This window comes from Streptomyces sp. Y1, from assembly GCF_041053115.1.
Taxonomy (GTDB): Bacteria; Actinomycetota; Actinomycetes; order Streptomycetales; family Streptomycetaceae; genus Kitasatospora; species Kitasatospora rubellomurina.
The window spans coordinates 366,445-387,492 of the sequence record NZ_CP163445.1 but is presented as its reverse complement, the minus strand read 5'-3'; the positions used below and the strand labels follow the sequence as shown (position 1 = coordinate 387,492).

General features: G+C 74.1%; 5 protein-coding genes. All 5 read right to left on the bottom strand.

Going from position 1 to position 21,048, the window contains the following annotated elements; all coding sequences use genetic code 11:
- Nucleotides 1-100: 100 nt before the first annotated feature.
- Nucleotides 101-664, bottom strand: coding sequence for a hypothetical protein (locus tag AB2U05_RS01460; RefSeq protein WP_157882091.1), 564 nt, complete (start codon nucleotides 662-664; stop codon nucleotides 101-103).
- 107 nt (nucleotides 665-771) lie between these two features.
- Nucleotides 772-1,599, bottom strand: a complete 828-nt coding sequence (locus tag AB2U05_RS01455; RefSeq protein WP_045696001.1) for an ABC transporter permease — start codon at nucleotides 1,597-1,599, stop codon at nucleotides 772-774.
- A complete protein-coding gene (locus tag AB2U05_RS01450) occupies nucleotides 1,596-2,549 on the bottom strand; it encodes an ATP-binding cassette domain-containing protein (protein ID WP_369182155.1) in 954 nt (317 codons plus the stop codon). The genes AB2U05_RS01455 and AB2U05_RS01450 overlap by 4 nt, the downstream gene beginning before the upstream one ends.
- A 151-nt stretch (nucleotides 2,550-2,700) precedes the next feature.
- A complete protein-coding gene (locus AB2U05_RS01445) occupies nucleotides 2,701-19,650 on the bottom strand; it encodes an amino acid adenylation domain-containing protein (protein ID WP_369182154.1) in 16,950 nt (5,649 codons plus the stop codon).
- A gap of 95 nt (nucleotides 19,651-19,745) precedes the next feature.
- Nucleotides 19,746-20,996, bottom strand: coding sequence for a cytochrome P450 (locus AB2U05_RS01440; RefSeq protein WP_045696007.1), 1,251 nt, complete (start codon nucleotides 20,994-20,996; stop codon nucleotides 19,746-19,748).
- Nucleotides 20,997-21,048: the final 52 nt, after the last annotated feature.

Sequence of the window (21,048 nt, the reverse complement as noted above, 5' to 3'; positions counted from 1 at the left end):
GGGAGCCGCCGCCCATCGGACGGCCGGACGGCACGAAGCCCCTCGCCCGGCCGTCCGGAGGGAGCGGCCGCGATCGGCGAGGGGCGCGGGGCGAGCGGACTCAGCGGGCCAGTGCTCGGGCGTGCCTGGTGCGGCGCTGGTAGGCCACGGTGCACACGGCGATCGAAACGCCGAGGCTGAAGAAGCCGACGAAGCCGATGACGTAGACCCCCTTCGGCATGCCGGCGAGGTTCTCCTCGTTCAGGTTGCCGAAGATGAGCTCCGTCACGCCCATCGTCCCGTACGGCGCGAGGGTCAGCGCGGTGGCCCAGCCCGGGGTCAGCGGGATCCACCGGGGGACGCGCTTGCCGTGCAGGAGGGGCACCCAGCGCGGGAAGGTCTGGCCCCAGGGCCGGGTCAGGGCGCCGAGCAGCGTGATGCCGAGGACCGTGCCGACCGCGGTGAAGTCGATGCCGTGCCGTTCCAGCCAGACCAGGAACTCGGGGGCGCCGTTCTTGCGGAACTGGTCGGCGAGGTTCCCCGGGCTTCCGACCGTGCCGCCCCAGGTCCAGTAGAGCTTCATCGCGAGATAGGGGAGGCTCCCGGCGATCCCCGCCAGTGCCACCCGGCTGATGGCGGGTGACGCGGCGACGTACCACGGGCTCGGTTCGGTGCTTCGGCTCATGATGCCATTCTGGCCAGGCGGTTGGGCCCGGAACGTCCACCCTCGGCATGGTGTGCGCCTCCCCCTCGCGGGGGAGGAGGGAAGCCCGAAGGCCCAGGTGGCCGCCATCACTTCCGTCGCAGGAAGAGCCGGAGCGCGATCGGGACGACGACCACCAGGATGGCCGCCGAGGCGAGCAGCGTGTAGATCGCCGGGGACGCGGCGGACTCGGCGCCCTTGGGGGCGAGCAGGGCGCGCACGGCGTCGGTGGTGTGGGTGACCGGGTTGATCTTCACCCAGGCCTGCAGCCAGCCCGGCAGCGTGTCGGTCGCCACGAGGGTGTTGTTCCCGAACGTCAGCGGGAGCAGCGCGAAGATGCCGATCGAGCTCATCGCCTCCGGCGTCTTGAGCAGCAGGCCGAGCACGACGGACACCCAGCACATGGCGAAGCTGAAGACCATGATCAGGGCGAGCGCGGCGAGCGTGGACAGCGGGTCGGTGGTGATCCGGAAGCCCAGCGCCATCCCGAAGCCGAGCACCAGGACGAACGAGATCACGTGGCGGACCAGGTCGCCCAGGATCGCGCCGACCAGCGGTGCGGAGCGGCCGATCGGCATGCTCCGGAACCGGTCGAAGATGCCGGTGTTGAGGTCGGTGGCCAGGCCCGTGCCGACGCTGGCGGTCAGCAGCGTCATCGACTGGACGATGATGCCGGGCAGGACGAACTGCAGGTAGTCGTGCCGGTTGCCCTGGATGGCGCCGCCGAACATGAACACGAACAGGAGCGTCAGCACCATCGGCTGGATCGCGGCGACGAAGATCTGCGCGGGTGAGATCTTCAGCTTGACCAGGTTGCGCCAGGCGAGGATCAGCCCCTGCCGGAACGCGGTGACCGGGGAAACCCGGGAGCGCACCGGCGGCCGGTCCAGCGGTGCCGTCCCCATCGCGGTCGTCATGCCACGGTCCTCTTCTCTTCGTCGGATCCACCGGTGAGGGTCAGGAACACCTCGTCCAGGCTCGCCTGTCGCAGGGCCAGCCCGGTCACCGCTATGCCGGCGTCGTCCAGTCGCCTGACCAGTGCGGGAAGCACGGAGGGGTCCTGGGTGGCCGCGGTGATCAGCCCGCCCTCGACGCTCGGGGCCGCGTTGCCGATCACCTCGGTGACGAGGCGCAGGGTGTCGTCCAGGAGCTGGGGGTCGGCCGGGCGGACCTCCACCGTCTGGCCGCCGACCTTCGCCTTGAGCTGGTCGGCGGTGCCCTGCGCGATCACCTTGCCGTGGTCGATGACGACCAGGTCGTCGGCCAACTGGTCGGCCTCCTCCAGGTACTGGGTGGTCAGCAGCACGGTCAGACCGTCGGCGACGAGTCCACGCACGGTCTCCCAGACGGCGCTGCGGCTGCGCGGGTCGAGGCCGGTGGTGGGCTCGTCGAGGCAGAGCACCGAGGGCTGCCCGACCAGGCTCGCCGCCAGGTCGAGCCGCCGGCGCATGCCGCCGGAGTAGCTGCCGGCGAGCTTGCCCGCGGAGTCGGTGAGGCCGAAGCGCTCCAGGAGCTCGTCGGAGCGGCGGCGGGCGGCCGACTTGGAGAGGCCGAGCAGCCGCCCGACCAGGACGAGGTTGTGCATTCCGGTCAGCTTCTCGTCGACCGCCGCGTACTGGCCGGTGACGCCGAGCAGGCTGCGGACCTCGTGGGCCTCCGTGGCGACGTCGTACCCGCAGATCCGTGCCCGGCCGGAGTCGGCCTTCAGCAGGGTCGCGAGGATGCGGACCGTCGTGGTCTTCCCCGAGCCGTTCGGACCGAGCAGACCGAGCACGGTGCCGGGACGGACGGTGAAATCCACCCCGGCCAGTGCTTGCGTGTCGGAAAAACGCTTCGTCAGGTCCTCGACCTGGATGGCGTATTCCATCCTGTCCCTCCACCATCGATTACACGGCCCGGCACATGATCGCGTCGGGCCCTTCGTACTGTCGACCGCGTCTGCAGGAAACTGCCAGGGCGGGTTCCGCTCCCGGGCCGGCCGGGCGGTGGGCGGCCGGCCGGCCCGGGAGCGGGGGCTGTCAGAACTCCTCGAGCAGGCTCAGGTCGTCCTCGGACAGCTCCACCAGCGACAGGTCGATCCCGTCTTCGTCCTCGCCCGCGCCGCTCGGGTCGACGTCGTCCGCGCCGTCCGCCGGCGCCTCGGTCGCCACCCGGGCCAGGCCCGCGACGCTGCGCTGGGTGAAGACGTCCTGGGCGGTGATCAGCAGGCCCGCCGCGCGGGCCCGGCTGACCAGCTGGATGGAGATGATGCTGTCGCCGCCGAGCTCGAAGAAGCTGTCGTCGACGCCCACCTTCGGCAGCCCCAGCACCGTGGCGAACAGGTCCGCCAGGACCTCCTCGTTCGGCGTGCTCGGCGCCCGGCCGGAGGACACCCCGAGGTAGTCCGGAGCCGGCAGGGCCCGGCGGTCCAGCTTGCCGTTGGGCGTGACCGGCAGGGCCTCCAGCGGCACCAGGGCGCTGGGCACCATGTAGTCGGGCAGCTGCCCCCGCAGGTAGTCGCGCAGGGAGATCGCGAGCGCGCCGACGTCGCGCCGGGCGATCGGGTTGTTCACCCAGGCGCTCGGGTCGGTGGCCGCGCCGGCCGGCCGGTAGAGCGCGTCCCCGGGCAGGTCCGGGCTCAGCGAGAACACCACGTCGACGGTGTCGGCGGCCCCGCTGGACCAGGTGATGGCCGCGAAGTAGCCGTTGTCCTCGGCGAGTTGGTGGAACTGCTCCGGGTCGATGTCGGACGGCAGCGGTTGCCCCCCGGCGTGGAGCGCGACCACCTCGTCGAGCGGGCTGCCCGACTCCAGGGCGCGCATCGCGCCGATCTCCCGGGCCAGCCGGCCGTTCGGCGCCCCGGTCACCCGGAGCAGCGCGGGCCGCTCGTTCGCCAGCCGCTTGGTGAGCTGCTCGACGTCCAGCACCTCGACGCCCCAGCGCCAGTGGACGGTCGCCTCGGCGGCCGGCGCCGCGCCGTCCTTGCGCAGCACGACGTCGTAGCGGTGGCGGGTCAGCTCGTTGTGGTACTGGCCCCGCTTGATCCGGATGTCGATGTCGCCGATGCCGCCCCGGGAGGTCCGCAGCGCGGGGAAGTACTCCGGGTCGACCATCAGCTCCTTCTCCATCAGCACGCCCTGCTCAACCGCCCGGCGCAGCCCGGCCGTCGACTGCGTGGCCTCCGGGCCGTGCAGCTTGATGCCGGTCTGGAAGCAGCGCTGGAGCCGCAGGTTGCGGATGTCGCCGAGGAACACCGCCCCGCCCGGCACGACCAGGTCGAGCGCCTGCCGGATCACCTGCTCCAGGTAGTCGGCGTTGGGGAAGTACTGCGCCACCGAGTTGACCACCACCGTGTCGAAGAACCCGGTGGGCAGCCCGCTCAGGTCGTCGGCGGGCTGGGTGCGCAGCTCCACCCGGCCGGCGAGGGCGTCGATCCCGGCCACTTCGCCGCGCAGCGTCTCGATCGCCGCGTCGGAGAAGTCGGTGCCCCAGTACGCCTCGACGTGCGGCGCCACCTGGGAGAGGATCAGGCCGCTGCCGACGCCGAGTTCGAGGACCCGCTCCGGACGCAGCGCCATGATCCGCTCGACGGTGGCGGCCCGCCACTCGCGCATCTGCGGCAGCGGGATCGGCTGCCCGTCGTAACTGCTGCCCCAGCCGGTGAAGTTCTCGCCGAAGGCGGTGTCGACGGACTGGCTGTAGCCGTCGTCGAAGACCACCTGCCACTCGTCGATCTGCTCGCCCTCGTGCTCCTCGTCGCGTTCGGCGGCGGCGTCCTCCTCCATCGGCACGACGTAGCCCACCAGCTGGCGCTCGCCCGGGCGGTCCTCGCGGACCACGACGGCGGCCTGGCCGACCGCCGGGTGGCGCAGCAGCAGCGACTCGATCTCGCCCGGCTCGATCCGGAAGCCGCGCAGCTTGACCTGCTCGTCGACGCGGCCGACGAACTCCAGCTCGCCGTCCGCCCGCCAGCGCACCAGGTCGCCGGTGCGGTACATCCGCTCGCCCGGGGCGCCGAACGGGTCGGCGACGAACCGCTCGGCGGTCACGTCGGGCCGGTTGAGGTAGCCGCGGGCCAGCTGCACGCCGGTGGAGTAGAGCTCGCCGACCATGCCGACCGGCACCGGCTGGAGGTTCGTGTCCAGCACGTAGACCCGCGTGTTGGGCAGCGGCGCGCCGATCGGCGGCGTCTGCGCGCCGGCCAGCGGCCGGCTCATGGTGGTGCACACCGTCATCTCGGTCGGGCCGTACGCGTTGATCATGCGGCGGCCCGCGGACCAGGTCTCGACGAGCTCCGGGGAGCACGCCTCGCCGGCCACCGCCACGGTGGTGAGCGAGCCCAGGCTGTCGGCCGGCATGACCTTCAGGGCCACCGGCGGCAGGATGGCGTGGGTGGCGCCGGTCTCGGCGACCAGCTCGGCCAGGGCCACGCCGGGCACCAGCCGCTCGGCGGGCGCCAGCACCAGGGTGGCGCCGGTCAGCAGCGTGACGCTCAGCTCGCAGAACGCGGCGTCGAAGCTCGGCGAGGCGAACTGCAGCATCCGGCTGTCCGGCGTCACGGCGAACCGCTCGCGCTTCGCGCTCGCAAGGTTCGACACGCCCCGGTGCGAGACCACGACGCCCTTGGGGCGCCCGGTCGACCCCGACGTGTAGATGACGTAGGCCGCGTTGCCCAGCCGGAGCGGCCCGTCGCGCCGGTCGGCGTCGGTCAGGTCCGCCGGGCTGAGCGCGGCCACCGCGGCTTCGGTGTCCGGGTCGTCGAGCAGAGTGCGGGCGATGCCCCGGGCGTCCTCGGGCAGCTCGGCGGCGGTCGCCGACCGGGTGACCAGCCGTGCGGGCCGGGCGTCGGTCAGCATGTAGCCGATCCGGTCCTGCGGGTAGCTCGGGTCCACCGGGAGGTAGGCGGCCCCGGTCTTGGACACCGCGAGGAGGGCGACCACCAGGTCGACCGAGCGGGGCAGCGCCAGCGCGACCAGGTCCTCGGCGCCGATGCCCCGGGCGGCCAGGTGCCGGGCGAGCCGGTTGGCCCGGGCGTTCAGCTGCGCGTACGTCAGCCGCTCGCCCTCGTAGACCAGCGCCGTGGCCTCGGGGGCGAGCGCCACCCGGGCCTCGAACAGCTCGGGCAGCGTGCCGACCGGGAGGTCGGCGGCGGTGTCGTTCCACTCCCGCAGCGTCGCGTCGCGTTCCGCACGGCCCAGCAGGGCGATCCGGCCGATCGGCAGGTCGGGCCGGGCCGCCGCGCCGTCGAGCAGTCGGACGAACCACTCGGCCAGCCGCTGCACGGTCGCCTCGTCGAACAGGTCGGTGCTGAACTCGATGTAGCCGTCCAACCCCTCGCCGGTGCCGTCCGCCGACAGCGCCTCGCGGAAGCTGAACAGCAGGTCGAAGCGTGCCACCTGCATGCCGATCGGCTGCGGGACGCACTCCAGGCCGTCCAGCCGCCAGTCGGCCTTGTCGTTGTTCTCCAGGCCGAGCGCGACCTGGAAGAGCGGGTGCCGGGCCGTGGACCGGGCGGGGTTCAGGATCTCCACCAGCCGCTCGAACGGCATGTCCTGGTGGGCGTAAGCCGCCAGGTCGGTGACCCGGACACGTTCCAGCAGCTCGCGGAAGCTCGGGTCGCCGGAGGTGTCGGTGCGCAGCACCAGGGTGTTGACGAAGAAGCCGACCAGCTCGTCCAGCGCCTCGTCGGTGCGGCCCGCGATGGCGCTGCCGATCGGGATGTCGGTGCCGGCGCCCATCCGGGTCAGCAGTGCCGCGATGCCCGACTGCAGCACCATGTACAGGGTGGCGCCGCGCTCCCGGGCCAGCGCGGTCAGCGCCCGGTGGGTCTCCGGCTTGACGGAGAGCAGCACACCGCCGCCGCGGTAGCTCGGCGCGGCCGGCCGCGGGCGGTCGGCGGGCAGCTCCAGCTCGTCCGGGATCCCCGTCAACTGATCGGTCCAGTAGGCGAGTTGGCTGGAGATCTGGCTGTCCGGATCGGCCTCGGAGCCGAGCAGCTCGTGCTGCCACAGCGTGTAGTCGGCGTACTGCACCGGCAGCGGGGCCCAGCCGGGGGCGTCGCCCGCGCGACGGGCGGCGTAGGCGGCGGTGAGGTCGTTCGCGAGCGGGACCAGCGACCAGCCGTCGGCGACGATGTGGTGCAGGACGAGCAGCAGCACCGCCCGGTCGGGGCCCAGCACGAACAGGTGGGCCCGCAGCGGGGTCTCGGCCTCCAGGTCGAAACCGCGGGTCGAGGCGGCGGTCACCGCCTCCTGCAGCTGCTCCTCGGTCAGCTCCCGCACCTGCAGCTCGGCCCTGCCCTCCTGGAGCGACAGGACGCGCTGGCGCGGCACCCCGGCGACCTCCGGGAACAGGGTGCGCAGGCTCTCGTGCCGCTCGACCAGGTCGTCCAGCGCGCCCTGCAGGGCCACCCGGTCGAGTGCGCCGGTCAGCCGCATCGCGTACGGCATCAGGTAGGTCGAGCTCTGCCCGTCGAAGCGGTTGATGAACCAGAGCCGGCGTTGGGCGAAGGAGAGCGGGACGTCGTAGGGGCGCGGCATCGGGCGCAGCGCCGTGCGGGCCCGGTGGGCGACGCCGAGCTGCTCGGCCAGTGCCGCCACGGTGGGCGCCTCGAACAGCACCCGGATCGGCACCTCGGCGTCGAAGGCCGTGCGGACCCGGCTGATCAGCTTGGTCGCCAGCAGCGAGTGGCCGCCCAGGTCGAAGAAGCTCTCGTCGATCCCGACCTCGGACCGGCCCAGCACCTCGGCGAAGAGCCGGCAGAGGATCTCCTCCTCGGGCGTGCGGGCCGGGCGGCCGGCGGCGCCGTGGGAGAGCTGCGGCGCGGGCAGGGCCCGGCGGTCCAGCTTGCCGTTCGAGGTGAGCGGCAGGGTCTCCAGGACGACGAAGGCCGAGGGCACCATGTAGTCGGGCAGCGCGTCGGCGACGGCGGCGCGCAGACCGGCCTGGTCGGGTGTGCGGCCCGCGGTCGGCACCACGTACGCCACCAGGCGCTTGTCCCCGGGAACGTCCTCGCGGACGAGGACGGCGGCCTGGCCCACGCCGGGAGCGGCGGCGACGGCGGCTTCGACCTCGCCGAGTTCGATCCGGAAGCCGCGGATCTTGACCTGGTCGTCGGCACGGCCGACGTACTCCAGCCGGCCGTCCCCGCTCCAGCGCACCACGTCCCCGGTGCGGTACATCCGGGTGCCGGGGGCGCCGAACGGGTCGGCGACGAAGCGCTCGGCGCTCAGGCCGGGGCGGCCCAGGTAGCCGCGGGCCAGGCCGCGGCCCGCCACGTACAGCTCGGCGGGCACCCCGGGCAGGGCCGGGCGCAGCGCGGAGTCCAGCACGTACAGCGCCAGGTCCGGGATGGCGCTGCCGATGCCGCCCGGGGCGGCGCCGGCGGCGTCCGCCTCGGTGAGTTCCGTGTGGGTCACGTGCACGGTGGTCTCGGTGATCCCGTACATGTTGACCAGCCGGGGCGCGTCGTCCGCGTGCCGCTCGTACCAGCCGGCCAGGCGGCGGGAGTCCAGCGCCTCGCCGCCGAAGACGACGTGGCGCAGGCTCAGTTGCCGGCCGGTCTCCGGGGCCTCCTCGTCGGCCTGCGCCAACTGGTAGAAGGCGGACGGGGTCTGGTTGAGCACGGTGACGCGCTCGCGCACCAGCAGCCGCAGGAACTCCTCGGGCGAGCGGGAGACGGTGTGCGGGACGACGACCAGGCGGCCGCCGTGCAGCAGGGCGCCCCACAGCTCCCAGACGGAGAAGTCGAAGGCGTAGGAGTGGAAGAGCGTCCAGACGTCGTCGGCGCCGAAGTGGAACCAGTGGTCGGTGGCGCCGAACAGCCCGGTCACGTTGCCGTGCGGCACCACGACGCCCTTGGGACGGCCGGTCGACCCGGAGGTGTAGATCACGTAGGCGGCGTTCGCCGCGGACAGCACCGCGGTGCGCTCGCCGTCCCGCAGGTCCTCGGGCGAGAGCCCGTCCAGGGCGGCGGCCGTGTCGGCGGCGTCGACGTCGATCCGGGCCACGCCCTCGGCGAGGTCGGTGGCGACGCCGGTGGCGGAGAGCACCAGCGTGGGCCGGGAGTCGGCGACCATGAAGGCCACCCGGTCCGCCGGATAGTCCGGGTCCACCGGCACGTAGGCCGCGCCGGCCTTCACCACGGCGAGCAGCGCGACCACCAGGTCCACGCCGCGCGGCAGGGCCACGGCCACGAAGCGCTCCGGGCCGGCACCGTGCGCGGCGAGCAGCCGGGCCAGCCGGTTGGCCCGGGCGTTCAGCTCCGCGTACGTCAGCCGCTGCTCGTCGCAGACCACCGCGACCCGGTCGCCGTCGCGGCCGACGGCCGCCTCGAACAGCTCGGCGAGGGTGGCCCGCGGCGCGGCGACGGCCTTCCGGTCCGCGCCGCCCCACTCGACCAGCAGGCGGTCCAGCTCGTCCGGGGCGACCGTCTCCAGACGGCCGACCGGCAGCTCCGGGGTGGCGACGGCGGTCTCCAGCAGCCGTACCAGGCGCTCGGCCAGTTCCTCGGTTCGCGCCGGAGTGAGCACGTCGGGGCGGTAGTTGAAGCGCAGGTTGAGTCGCGCGCCGGGGACGGCGATCAGCGAGAGCGCGTAGTGGGTGGCGTCGCGGCCCTCCGCACCGACCACCGTCAGCCCGGTGCCCGGCAGGTCGAGCACGCTCGGGTCCAGCGGGTAGTTCTCGAACACCACCAGGGTGTCGAAGAGTTCACCGCCGTCGGTGAGCCGCTGGATGTCGGTGAGCGACAGGTGCTGGTGTCCGAGCAGGTCCGCCTGGTCGCCCTGCAGGCGCACCAGCAGGTCCTGGAGCGGCTCGGCGGGGTCGACGGCGACTCGGACCGGCAGGGTGTTGATGAACAGCCCCACCATCCGCTCCACGTCCGCCAGCTCCGGCGGCCGACCGGCCGCGGTGGTGCCGAACACCACGTCGTCGCGCCCGGTCAGACGGCCCAGCAGCAGCGCCCAGGCGCCCTGCAGGACGGTGTTCACGGTGACGCCCAGGCGTCGGGCCAGCGCGCCCAGCGCCGCCGTCAGCTCCTCGGTCAGGTCGACGGTCACCCGCTCGGGCAGCACCGCCGCCCGCCCGGGCACGTACGGGGCGATCCGGGTCGGCTCCGTGACGTCCTCCAAGGCCACCGTCCAGGCGCGCTCGGCCTCGCCGCGGTCCTGCCCGGACAGCCACTCCAGGTAGTCGCGGTACGGCGGTACCGGCGGCAGGCCGGAGCCGTCGCCGCGCCGCGCGTACAGCGCGAACAGCTCCTGCACCAGCAGCGGGACGGACCAGCCGTCCAGCAGGATGTGGTGGTTGGTCAGCACGAGCCGGTGGCTGCGCTCGCCGGTGCGGATCAGGGTGAAGCGGACCAGCGGCGGGCGGGCCAGGTCGAAGCGGCGCTCCCGGTCCTCGGCCACCAGTCGCTCGACCTCCCGCGCGTGCCGCTCCCGCGGCAGCGCGGTCAGGTCGTGGTCGTGCCACTCCAGCGGCACCTCGCGCAGCACGACCTGCACCGGCTGCTCCAGGCCCTCCTGGACGAATCCGGCGCGCAGCGAGGCGTGCCTGGCCAGCAGGGCGCGGGCGGAGGCGCGCAGGGCCTCGGCGTCCAGCTCCCCCTCGAGGTCGAAGAGCAGCTGCACGTTGTAGACGTCCGGGCCGCTGTCGTCGTACAGCGAGTGGAAGAGCAGGCCCTCCTGCAGCGGGGCCAGCGGCAGGACGTCGGCCAGCTCGCCGCCGGCCTGGAGCCGGTCGAGCTCGGCCTGGCCGATCCGCACCAGCGGCAGGTCGGAGGGGGTCAGCGCGGCCCGGTCGGTCCGCCCGGTGCGGCCCACCAGGGCGGTGAGGACGGCGAACCACGCCTCGGCGAGCTCGCGCACGTCCTCCTCGCCGAACAGGCCGTCGGGCCAGGTCCAGGTCGCGGTCAGGTGCGGGCCGTCGTGCCGGTCCTCGGTGAGCGCGACCAGCTCCAGCGGGTGCGAGAACGGCATCGCCGGATCCCCGGAGCCGCCCAGCGCGTCGCCCGAGGTGGTCTCCCAGCCGGGCACGCCCAGCGGGCTCTGCGCGGCGAAGCGGCCGAGGTAGTTGAAGCCGATCTGCGCCGCGGGCAGGGTGGCCAGCATCGGGCCGGTCTGCGGGTTGAGGTGGCGCAGCAGGCCGAAGCCGATGCCGTTGTCGGGGACGGCGAGCAGCTGCTCCTTGACCCGCATGACGGCCGCGCCGAGGGCGTCGCCGCCGGCCAGCGCCTCGGCCCACTCGACCGGGCCGGGGGCGATCCGGACGGGGTAGAGGCTGGTGAACCAGCCGATGGTGCGGGAGAGGTCGGCGCCCGGCACGATCTCCTCGCGGCCGTGCCCCTCCAGGTCGACCAGCAGGGTGCCGTCGGCGTCGCGGCCGCGGCGGACGCGCCACTGCTCGGCGGCGAGGGCGAGCGCGGTCAGCAGCACGTCGTTGACCCGGCCGTTGAACGCGCCGGGCACGGTGGTGAGCAGCGGGGCGGTGAGCTCCGCGGGCAGCGTGAGGCTGATCGAACGGGCGTGGGCCGCCACGTCCTTGGTGCGGTCGAGCGGGCGGTCGGCCAGGGCCGGGTCGCCGGCGCCCACCGCTTCGGCCCAGAACTGCAGTTCGTTCAGCCGGGCGGGGTCCTGGGCGAGCGCGGTCAGCTGCTCGGACCAGCGGCGCAGCGAGGTGCCCACCGGCTGCAGGCGCGGGGCGCGCCCCTGCGCGGCGTCCTGCCACGCCTCGGCGAGGTCGGGCAACAGGATCCGCCAGGAGACGCCGTCGACCACGAGGTGGTGGGCGACGAGCAGCAGCCGGCCGGGGCGGTCCGCTCCCGCGTCGAACCAGACGGCCTGCAGCATGGTGCCGGCCTCGGGGGCCAGCCGGGTGCGGGCGGCCTCCTCCTCCGTGGCGATCAGGGCGTCCAGCGCCTGCTCGTCCAGGTCGTGGGCCGGGACGTGGCGCAGCACCTCGGCCGCCGGGACGGAGCCGCGGGCGGTGGTCTCCAGGCCCCAGATGATGCCGCCGGTACGGGTCAGCCGCAGGCGCAGCGCGTCGTGGTGGTCGACCACGGCCTGGAGCGCGGTCCGCAGCTGCGCGAGGTCGAGCGCGGCGGGCACCCGCAGCAGCATGGACTGGCTGAACGCGTCGATGGGGGCGGCGCGTTCGCGCAGCCAGTGGACGATCGGGGTCAGCGACACGGCGCCGATGCCGTCGTCCGCCGGGGTGTCGGGAGCGTCCTCGTCGATGGTCTGGGCCACGGCGGCCAGTGCCTCCACAGTCTTGTGCGCGAACACGTCGCGCGGGGTGAACACCAGGCCCGCGCGGCGGGCCCGGGTGACGAGCTGGATGGAGACGATGCTGTCCCCGCCCAGGTCGAAGAAGCTGTCGCCGGTGCCGACCCGGTCGAGCCCGAGGGCCTCGGCGAACAGACGGCACATCAGCTCTTCGGTGGGGTTGCCCGGTGCCCGGCCGTCGCCGGCCGCCTCGTACGCGGGGGCCGGCAGCGCCTTGCGGTCCAGCTTCCCGTGCGGGGTGAGGGGCAGCGCGGGCAGGACCACGCAGGCCGAGGGCACCATGTACTCCGGCAGTGCGGCCGCCGCGTGGACGCGCAGCTCGGCCCCGGTGAGCCCGGCGCCGTCCGCGGGCACCGCGTAGGCCACCAGCCGCTTGACGCCGGGGGCGTCCTCGCGGACCACGACGGCGACCCGGGCCACGGCGGGGTGGGCGGCGAGGACCGTCTCGATCTCGCCCGGCTCGATCCGGAAACCGCGGACCTTCACCTGCTCGTCGGTGCGGCCCAGGAAGTCCAGGTCACCGTCCGCACGCCGGCGCACCAGGTCGCCGGTGCGGTACATCCGGGTGCCGGGGGCGCCGAACGGGTCGGCGACGAAGCGCTCGGCGGTCAGCCCGGCGCGGCCCAGGTAGCCGCGGGCCAGGCCGGCGCCGGTGACGTACAGCTCGCCCGCGACGCCGACCGGCACCGGGGCGAGGTCCGGCCCGAGCACGTAGACCCGGGTGTTGTCGATCGGGCCCCCGATCGAGGGCGCGGTGCCGTCCGGGGTGAGCGGGGCGCTCATGGTCGCGGCGACGGTGACCTCGGTGGGCCCGTACGCGTTGATCATCCGGCGGCCCGGCGCCCAGGCCGCGACCAGTTCCGGCGAGCAGGCGTCACCGCCGACGACCAGGGTGCGCAGCTCCGGGAACCCGGCGGCGGGCAGCCCGGCCAGGGCCGCGGGCGGGATCAGCGTGTGGCTGATCCGCCGCCCGGCGAGCACCTCGCCGAGGAGTTCCCCGGCCAGCGGCCCGGCCGGGGGCACCACCAGGGCGGCGCCCGCGGGCAGGGCCATGCACAGCTCCAGCACCGACGCGTCGAAGCTCGGCGAGGCGAACATCAGCACCCGGCTGTCCGGAGTGACGTCGAAGCGCCTGGCCTCGGCGGCGGAGAAGCTCGCGAGACCGCTGTGCGTGACGGCGACGCCCTTGGGGCGCCCGGTGGACCCGGAGGTGTAGATGACGTACGCGGTGTTGAGGACGGACACGGGCGCGGTGCGGTCGGCGTCCGTCAGGTCGCCGTCGCCCTGCCGCTCCAGCTCGGCCAGGGTCGTGGCGTCGTCGAGCGCCAGCCACAGCGTCTCGGAGCGGTCGGCCGTGCCGGTGCCCTCCGGGGAGAGCGCGCCGAGGTCGCCGGCGGTCAGCACGACGGCCGGGCGGGCGTCCTCCAGCATGAAGACGATCCGGTCCAGCGGGTGCTGCGGGTCGACCGGCAGGTACGCGGCGCCGGTCTTGAGGACGGCGAGCTCGGCCACCACCAGGTCGGCCGAGCGCGGCAGCAGCAGCGCGGCGGTGCGCTCCGGCCCCAGGCCCCGGGCGGCCAGCAGCCGGGCGAGGCGGTTGGCCCTCCGGTTCAGCTCCGCGTAGGTGTGGGTGCCGCCCTCGAAGTCGACCGCGACGGCGTCGGGCGTGCGGGCCACCTGGGCCTCGACCAGCTGCGCCAGGGTGGCGGGTTCGACCGGCCGCTCGGTGGCGTTCCACTCGACGAGCAGCCGGTGCCGCTCCTCCGGCGCCAGTGCGTCGGTGCGGGCGACCCGCTGCTCCGGGGCAGCGACCACGGTGGCCAGCAGCTGCCGCAGCCGGTCGGCGATCCGCTCGACCTCCGCGCGGCCGAACACGTCGGGGCGGTACTGCAGGCGCAGCCGCATCCGGGTGCCGGGGATCGCGGTGAGCGTGAGCGGGTAGTGGGCGGCGTCGCGGCCGTCCACGTCGGTGACGCGCAGGCTGCCGGACGGCGAGGCGAGGTCCGCGAAGCCGAGCGGGTAGTTCTCGAACACCGCCAGGGTGTCGAAGAGTTCACCGAGTCCGGTGAGCCGCTGGATCTCCGCGAGCCCGAGGTGGTGGTGGTCCATCAGCTGCGACTGCTCGTCCTGGAACCGGGTGAGCGTCTCCAGCAGGGTCTCGCCCGGGGCCAGCCGCAGCCGCACCGGCAGGGTGTTGATGAACAGGCCGAGGGTGTGCTCGATCCCGGTCATCTGCGGTGGCCGCCCGGAGACGGTCGTGCCGAACACCACGTCGTCGCGGCCGGTCAGCCGGGCGAGCAGCAGCGCCCACGAGCCCTGGAGAACGGTGCTGAGGGTCAGGCCGCAGGAGCGGGCGCGGGCGGTCAGCTCCGCGGTGAACTCCTCGGGCAGCTCGACCATCAGCTGCTCGGGCGCGGCGACGCCGGCGGCGGCCGCGCCGGCCAGCAGGGTCGGCTCGGTCACGCCGTCCAGCGCGGCCGCCCAGGCCTGCCGCGCGGGCGGCTCGTCCTGCTGGGCCAGCCAGGCCAGGTAGTCGCGGTACGGGGTGACGCGCGGCAGTGCCGCGGCGTCGCCCCGGGTGTCGTACAGGGACAGGAGTTCGCGCACCAGCGCGGCCATCGACCAGCCGTCCATCAGCACGTGGTGGCTGGTGAAGAGCAGCAGGCTGCGCTCGGCGGCCAGCCGCACCAGGGTGAACCGCAGCAGCGGCGGGTGGGCGGGGTCGAAGCGGCGGGCGCGGTCCTCGTCGAGGATCCGGGTGAGCTCCGCGTCCTGCCGCTCGCCGTGCAGCGCGGTCAGGTCGAGCAATTCCCAGGGCACCTCGGTGGCGCCCGGGTAGATCTGGACCGGTGTGTTCGCCCCGGTGAGGCGGAACCCGGCGCCCAGGTTGGGATGGCGGCGCAGCAGGGCGTCGGTGGCGGCTCGCAGCGCGGCGGTGTCGACGGCGCCGGCCAGCTCGAACAGGAACTGGACGCAGTACACGTCCGGCGCCTGGTCGTCGTACAGGGTGTGGAACAGCAGCCCCTCCTGCAGCGGCGCGAGCGGCAGCACGTCGGCCAACTGCGGGAAGGCGCCCTCCAGTTCGTCGATGTCGGCTTGGCCGAGCGGGACCAGCGGCAGGTCCGAGGGGGTGCGGCCGCCGCTGCCCGGGCGGTCGGCGTGCGCGGCGAGCGCGGTCAGCGCCTCGAACCAGCCCTCGGCGAGGGCGCGAAGCTCGCGCTCGGGGAGCACCGCGTCCGGCCAGGACCAGTGGGCGACCAGCCGCGGTCCTTCGGCACGGTCCTCGGCGAGCGCGTTGACCTCGATGGCGTGGGCCACCGGCATCGCCGGGTCGGCGGCGCCGCGCAGACCGCCCTCGGGGGCGGGCGCCCAGGCAGTGTCCTCGCCGGCCGCGGAACCGGCGAAGCGGCCGAGGTAGTTGAAGCCGATCTGCGGGGTGGCCAGGCCGGCCAGGGCCCCGGCGGTCTCCGGGTTGAGGTGGCGCAGCAGCCCGTGGCCGAGGCCGCCCAGCGGCAGGGCCCGCAGCTGCTCCTTGACCCGCTTGAGGGCCGTGCCCGGGTCCGTGGTGGCCGGGTCCAGGCGCACCGGGAAGATGCTGGTGAACCAGCCGACCGTACGGGACAGGTCGACGCCGTCGAAGAGGTCCTCGCGGCCGTGGCCCTCCAGGTCCACCAGGACGGCGGTGTCCCGGCTGCCGGTGCGGCTCTCGCGCCACCGGGCGACGGCCAGGGCCAGTCCGGTGAGCAGCACGTCGTTGATCCCGGCGTGGTAGGCCGGGGGAACGCGGGTCAGCAGCGCCTCGGTGACGGCGGCGGGCAGAGTGAGGGTGAGGGTACGGGCGGTGGCCCCGGTGTCCCGCGCCCGGTCCAGCGGCCGGTCGGTGAGCAGCGGGTCGGGGGCCGCCAACTGGTCGGTCCAGCGGGAGAGTTCGGCGGTCTGCGCGGGCTCCTGGGCGAGCTCGGTGAGGCGTCGGGCCCAGCCGCGCAGCGAGGTCGTGGCGCGCAGCGGCGCGGGAGTGCCGGCGGTGGCGGCCTCCCAGGCCTGCCGCAGGTCGGGCAGCAGGATCCGCCAGGAGACGCCGTCGACGACGAGGTGATGGGCGACGATCAGCAGCCGGCCGGTCCGGCCGGGCCCGGCGTCGAACCAGACGGCCTGCAGCATCACGCCCTCGGTCGGGGCCAGCCGGGCGACGGCGGCCGCGTGCTCGCGTTCGATGAGCGCCGCGAGGCCGGCGGTGTCGGTGCCCGTCGCGTCGACGTGCCGCAGCAGTTCGGCGGCCGCGACGCTGCCACGCGGGCCGGCGGTGAGCGTCCACTCGGTGTCCCCGGCGGTGCGGGACAGCCGCAGCCGCAGTGCGTCGTGGGCGTCCAGGACGGTCTGCAGCGCCGCCGCCAGCCGCTCGCGGCCGGGCTCGGCGGGTGCGGTGACCAGCATGGACTGGTGGTAGCCGTCGATCGGTCCGCCGCGCTCGCGCAGCCAGTGCACGATCGGGGTCAGCGGGACCTCGCCGGTCCCGTCGTCCGAACCGGCGTCGAAGGGGGTTTCGATGCCCTCCTCGGCGGCCTCGGCGAGCGCGGCCGGGGTCTTGCCCGCGAACACGTCCCGGGTCCGCAGCACCAGCCCCCGCTCGCGGGCGGTGCTGACCAGCCGGATGGCGATGATGCTGTCGCCGCCGAGGTCGAAGAAGTTGTCGTCCGGGCCCACTCCGGGCAGGCCGAGGGCGTCGGCGAGCAGCTCGCACAGCACCCGCTCGCGCTCGGTGCGCGGCTCCCGGGCGGACGCCGTGACGGTGATCTCGGGCGCTGGCAGCGCCTTGCGGTCGAGCTTGCCGTTGGAGGTCAGCGGCAGGGCGTCGAGCTGCACGAAGGCGGCCGGGACCATGTACGAGGGCAGGCCGGCGGCCGCGTGGTCGCGCAGGTCGGCGGTGCTCGGCCGCTGCCCGGGCTCGGGCACCAGGTAGGCGACCAGGCGCTTGTCACCGGGCCGGTCCTCGCGGACCACCACGGCGGCCTCGGCGACCAGCGGGTGGGACAGGACGGCGGCCTCGGCCTCGCCCAGTTCGATCCGGAAGCCACGGATCTTGACCTGCTGGTCCGCGCGGCCGAGGTACTCCAGCTGCCCGTCGGCGGCCCAGCGGGCCACGTCGCCCGAGCGGTACATCCGGGTACCGGGGTCGCCGAAGGGGTCGGCGACGAAGCGCTCGGCGCTCAGCGCGGGGCGGCCCAGGTAGCCGCGGGCCAGGCCCTCGCCGGCGATGTACAGTTCCCCGGCGGTGCCGGTCGGGGCGGGGCGCAGCGCGCTGTCGAGCACGTACACCCGCAGGTCCGGGATGCCCCGGCCGATGACGCTGCCGCGCCCGGCGGCGGCGGTCGCGCGGTCCAGCGCCACGTAGCTGACGTGCACGGTGGTCTCGGTGATGCCGTACATGTTGATCAGCAGCGGCGCGGTGTCCGGGTGGCGGTCGTACCACTCCTGGAGCCGGCTCAGCTCCAGCGCCTCGCCGCCGAACACCACGGCCCGCAGGGCCAGCGACGCCGGCTCGGGGCGGCGGCGCTCGGCCTGGACCAGCTGGTAGAACGCGGACGGCGTCTGGTTCAGGACCGTGACCCGCTCGCGCTCCAGGAGCGCGACGAAGTCCTCGGGGGAGCGGCTGACCGCGAACGGCACCACGACCAGCCGGCCGCCGTGCAGCAGGGCGCCCCACAGCTCCCAGACGGAGAAGTCGAAGGCGTAGGAGTGGAACAGCGTCCACACGTCGTCGGGCCCGAAGCCGAACCAGTGGTCGGTGGCGCCGAACAGGCGCACCACGTTGCGGTGCGGCACCACGACGCCCTTGGGACGGCCGGTGGAGCCGGAGGTGTAGATGACGTAGGCCGGGTTCCGGGGCTCGGCGACGGCGGCCCGGTCGTGGGCCGGGTGACGGGCCAGCCGGTCGGCGGTGTCCGCGGCGTCGAGGTCCAGCCGGGGCACCTCGACGTCCTCGGGGACGGTCAGCTCGACGCCGGTGGCGGTCAGCAGCAGCGTCGGGGCGGCGTCCCGGAGCATGTAGGCGATCCGGTCGGCCGGGTAGTCGGGGTCGATCGGCAGGTAGGCGGCGCCGGCCTTGAGCACGGCGAGCAGGGCGACCACCAGTTCGGTGCCGCGGGGCAGGGCGATCGCCACGAACTGCTCGGGCCGTACGCCCCGGTCGGTCAGCTCCGCGGCGAGGCGGTTGGCCCGCTCGTTCAGCTCCCGGTACGTCAGCCGCTCCTCGCCGCACACCACGGCCGTGCGATCGGGGAAGGCCGCGGCACGGGTCTCGAACAGCGCGGGCAGGGTGGTGGCGGCGGGGTCGTCGGTGTCCTCCTCGCCGCCGCCCCACTCGACCAGGATCCGGCGCAGCTCGGTCTCGCCCACCAGGTCGACGCGGCCCAGCAGGGTGTCGGGGCCGACGGTGGAGAGGTTCTGCAGCAGGGTGAGGAAGTGCTCCTGGTGGTCGGCCAGTTCGGGGCCGTAGCGCTCGGGGTTGGCGTCGAAGTCGATCCGCAGCCCGCCGTCGCGGGTGCGGTCGTAGACGATCACCGACATGTCGTCGGCGGGGCCGATCGCCAGGTTGTGGCCGGTGGAGGCGTGCCCGCCGAAGGTCAGGTCGTAGTCGAACATCATGATGTTGACCTGCGGGCCGACCAACGGCTGGTCGGAGGCGAGGAGTCTGAGGTCGCGGCGCATCTCCTCGAAGCGGTAGCGCTGGTGGCGCATCGCGTTGCGCATCTGCGCGGAGACGTGGTGCAGCAGGTCGGCGACCGTCATGTCGGGGCGCACGGTCACCCGCAGCGGCAGCACGTTGGAGACCATGCCGGGCACCTTGCGGCCGACCGCGCCCAGGCGGGTGGTGACGGGCAGGCCGAGGACGACCTCGGGCGCGCCGGTCATCCGCTGCAACTGCAGCGCGGTGGCCGCGATGATCAGGGACGGCCAGGTGACGGCGGCCTCCCGGGCGGTCTCGCGCAGCCGGTCGGCGCTTGCGGCGTCCAGGTGGACGGTGCGCCGCTCCAGGCTGCGGGCGGTGCGAGGGGTGGTGCCGGAGAGGCTGGGCAGTTCCTCCGGCAGGTCGGCCAGGGCGCCGTTCCAGTAGGCGCGGTCGCGCTCGTGCTTGTCGCCGGCGAGGTACTCGGCCTCGGCGGCCAGCAGGTCGGCCAGCGGGGCGAACGGGCTCGGCCCGATCGGCCCGCCCGCGGCCAGCTCGGAGTACGTCTGGGCGACCCGCTGGGCGATCATGGCCACGGTGAAGCCGTCCACCAGGATGTGGTGGTAGCGGTGCAGCCAGAACCAGTGGTCGTCGGCGGCCCGGAACAGGGCGAAGCGGAACAGCCGGTCGCTCTCCAGGTCCAGCGGCACGGCCAGGTCGGCGCGGCCCCAGGCCTCGACCGCGGCCACCGGATCGGCTTCGGCGCTGACGTCGACGAGATCGAGGGACCACGCGGGGTCGGGATCGAGGGTCTGTACGGCGGTGCGGCCGTCGGTGCTGAACCGGGCGCGCAGGGTCTCGGCCTCGGCGACCGTCCGGCGCAGCGCCGTCTCGAAGAGCTCGGGGTCCACGGGGCCGTGGATCTCCAGGAACTCGCCGGTGTTGTAGATGGTGTTGGCCGGGTCGAGCTGCTGGGCGAACCAGATGCCGGCCTGCGCGGACGTCAGGGGAAGTGCGGAGTCGTGATGGTCGGACATGGTGCGGAAGTCCCTCAAATCCGTCGAGGCCGGAAGCCGTGCCGGGCCCGCGGGGTCCGGCACGGCGTCGTCATGGTGGGAATCTGGTCGCGGTCTCAGCGCGCGGCAGGGCCCAGGGCGACCGGGAGCGTGCGCAGGATGCGGGAGATCGGGGTGGGCAGCCAGCCCAGGTCCTTCGGGTCCGCCGCGAGCTTGAGGTCGGGGTAGCGCTGCAGCAGTCGGCCGACCGCGGTCTGCGCCTGGATCCGGGCCAGCGGCGCGCCCAGGCAGTAGTGGATGCCCTGGCCGAACGCCAGGTGACCGGAGGTGTCCCGGGTGATGTCGAACAGCTCCGCGTTCGGGAAGCGCTGCTCGTCCCGGTTGGCCGACCCGAGCGACAGGGCGACGAGGTCGCCCTTCTTGATCTCGGTGTCGCCGATGGTCATGTCCTCGGCGACGAAGCGCAGGTTGTTGAGGATCACCGGGCTCTCGTAGCGCAGGACCTCCTCCACCGCGTTCGGCAGCAGCTCCGGCTTCTCCCGCAGCAGCGCGGCCTGCTCCGGATGGTTCTGCAGCGCCAGGACGGTGCTGCCGATCAGCCCGGCCACCGACTCGTAGCCGGCCGCCAGCAGCAGGAACGCCGTCGAGAGCAACTCCTGCTCGGTGAGCCGGTCGTCGTCCTCCCGGGCCTGGACCAGGACGCTGAGCAGGTCGTCCTTCGGCTCGGCGCGTCGGGAGTCCAGCAGGTCCTGCATCCGCTCGGCGATCGCGGTGGCGATCTCGATGCGCGACCGCTCGGTCTCGATCCCGCGGGACGAGTCCGACCAGCCCCGGAAGACCGCCTCGTCCTCGGCGGAAGCCCCGAGCATCGTGCAGATCATCGAGAGTGCCAGCCGCCAGGCGAAGGCGTCCATCAGGTCGACCTCGTCCTGGCCGGCCATGGCGTCCAGGAGCTCGTCGACGCGCTGCTCCACCGTCGGACGCAGTCGCTCGACGTGCCGGGCGGAGAACGCCTGACCGACCAGCTTGCGCAGGCGGGTCTGGACCGGCGGGTCGCAGTTGCCCATGTGCTGGCCGACCACGTCGAAGATGCCGGGCTTCTCCGGCTTCGGCTCGTTCGCCCGGGCGGGGGAGTCGGGGCGGAAGTTGCTGCTGAGCCGCCGGTCGACGTGCCCGGCGCGGACGTCCTCGAAGTGGATGAGGGCGTGCACGTCGACCCCGGCGCCGGGGATGGCGGTGTGCCAGGTGCGCCCCTTCGCGCGCAGGCCCCGGTAGAAGCCGTGCGGGTCCGCCAGCACGGCCGGGTCGAACAGCTGTACCGGCTGCTCGCCTTCGTCGGCGGGCTCGGGGGTGGTGCCTTCCTGCATCGGGTGGGCTGCCTCTCTGGTGGATGGTGATGGTCGTGTCCGGAGCCGAACC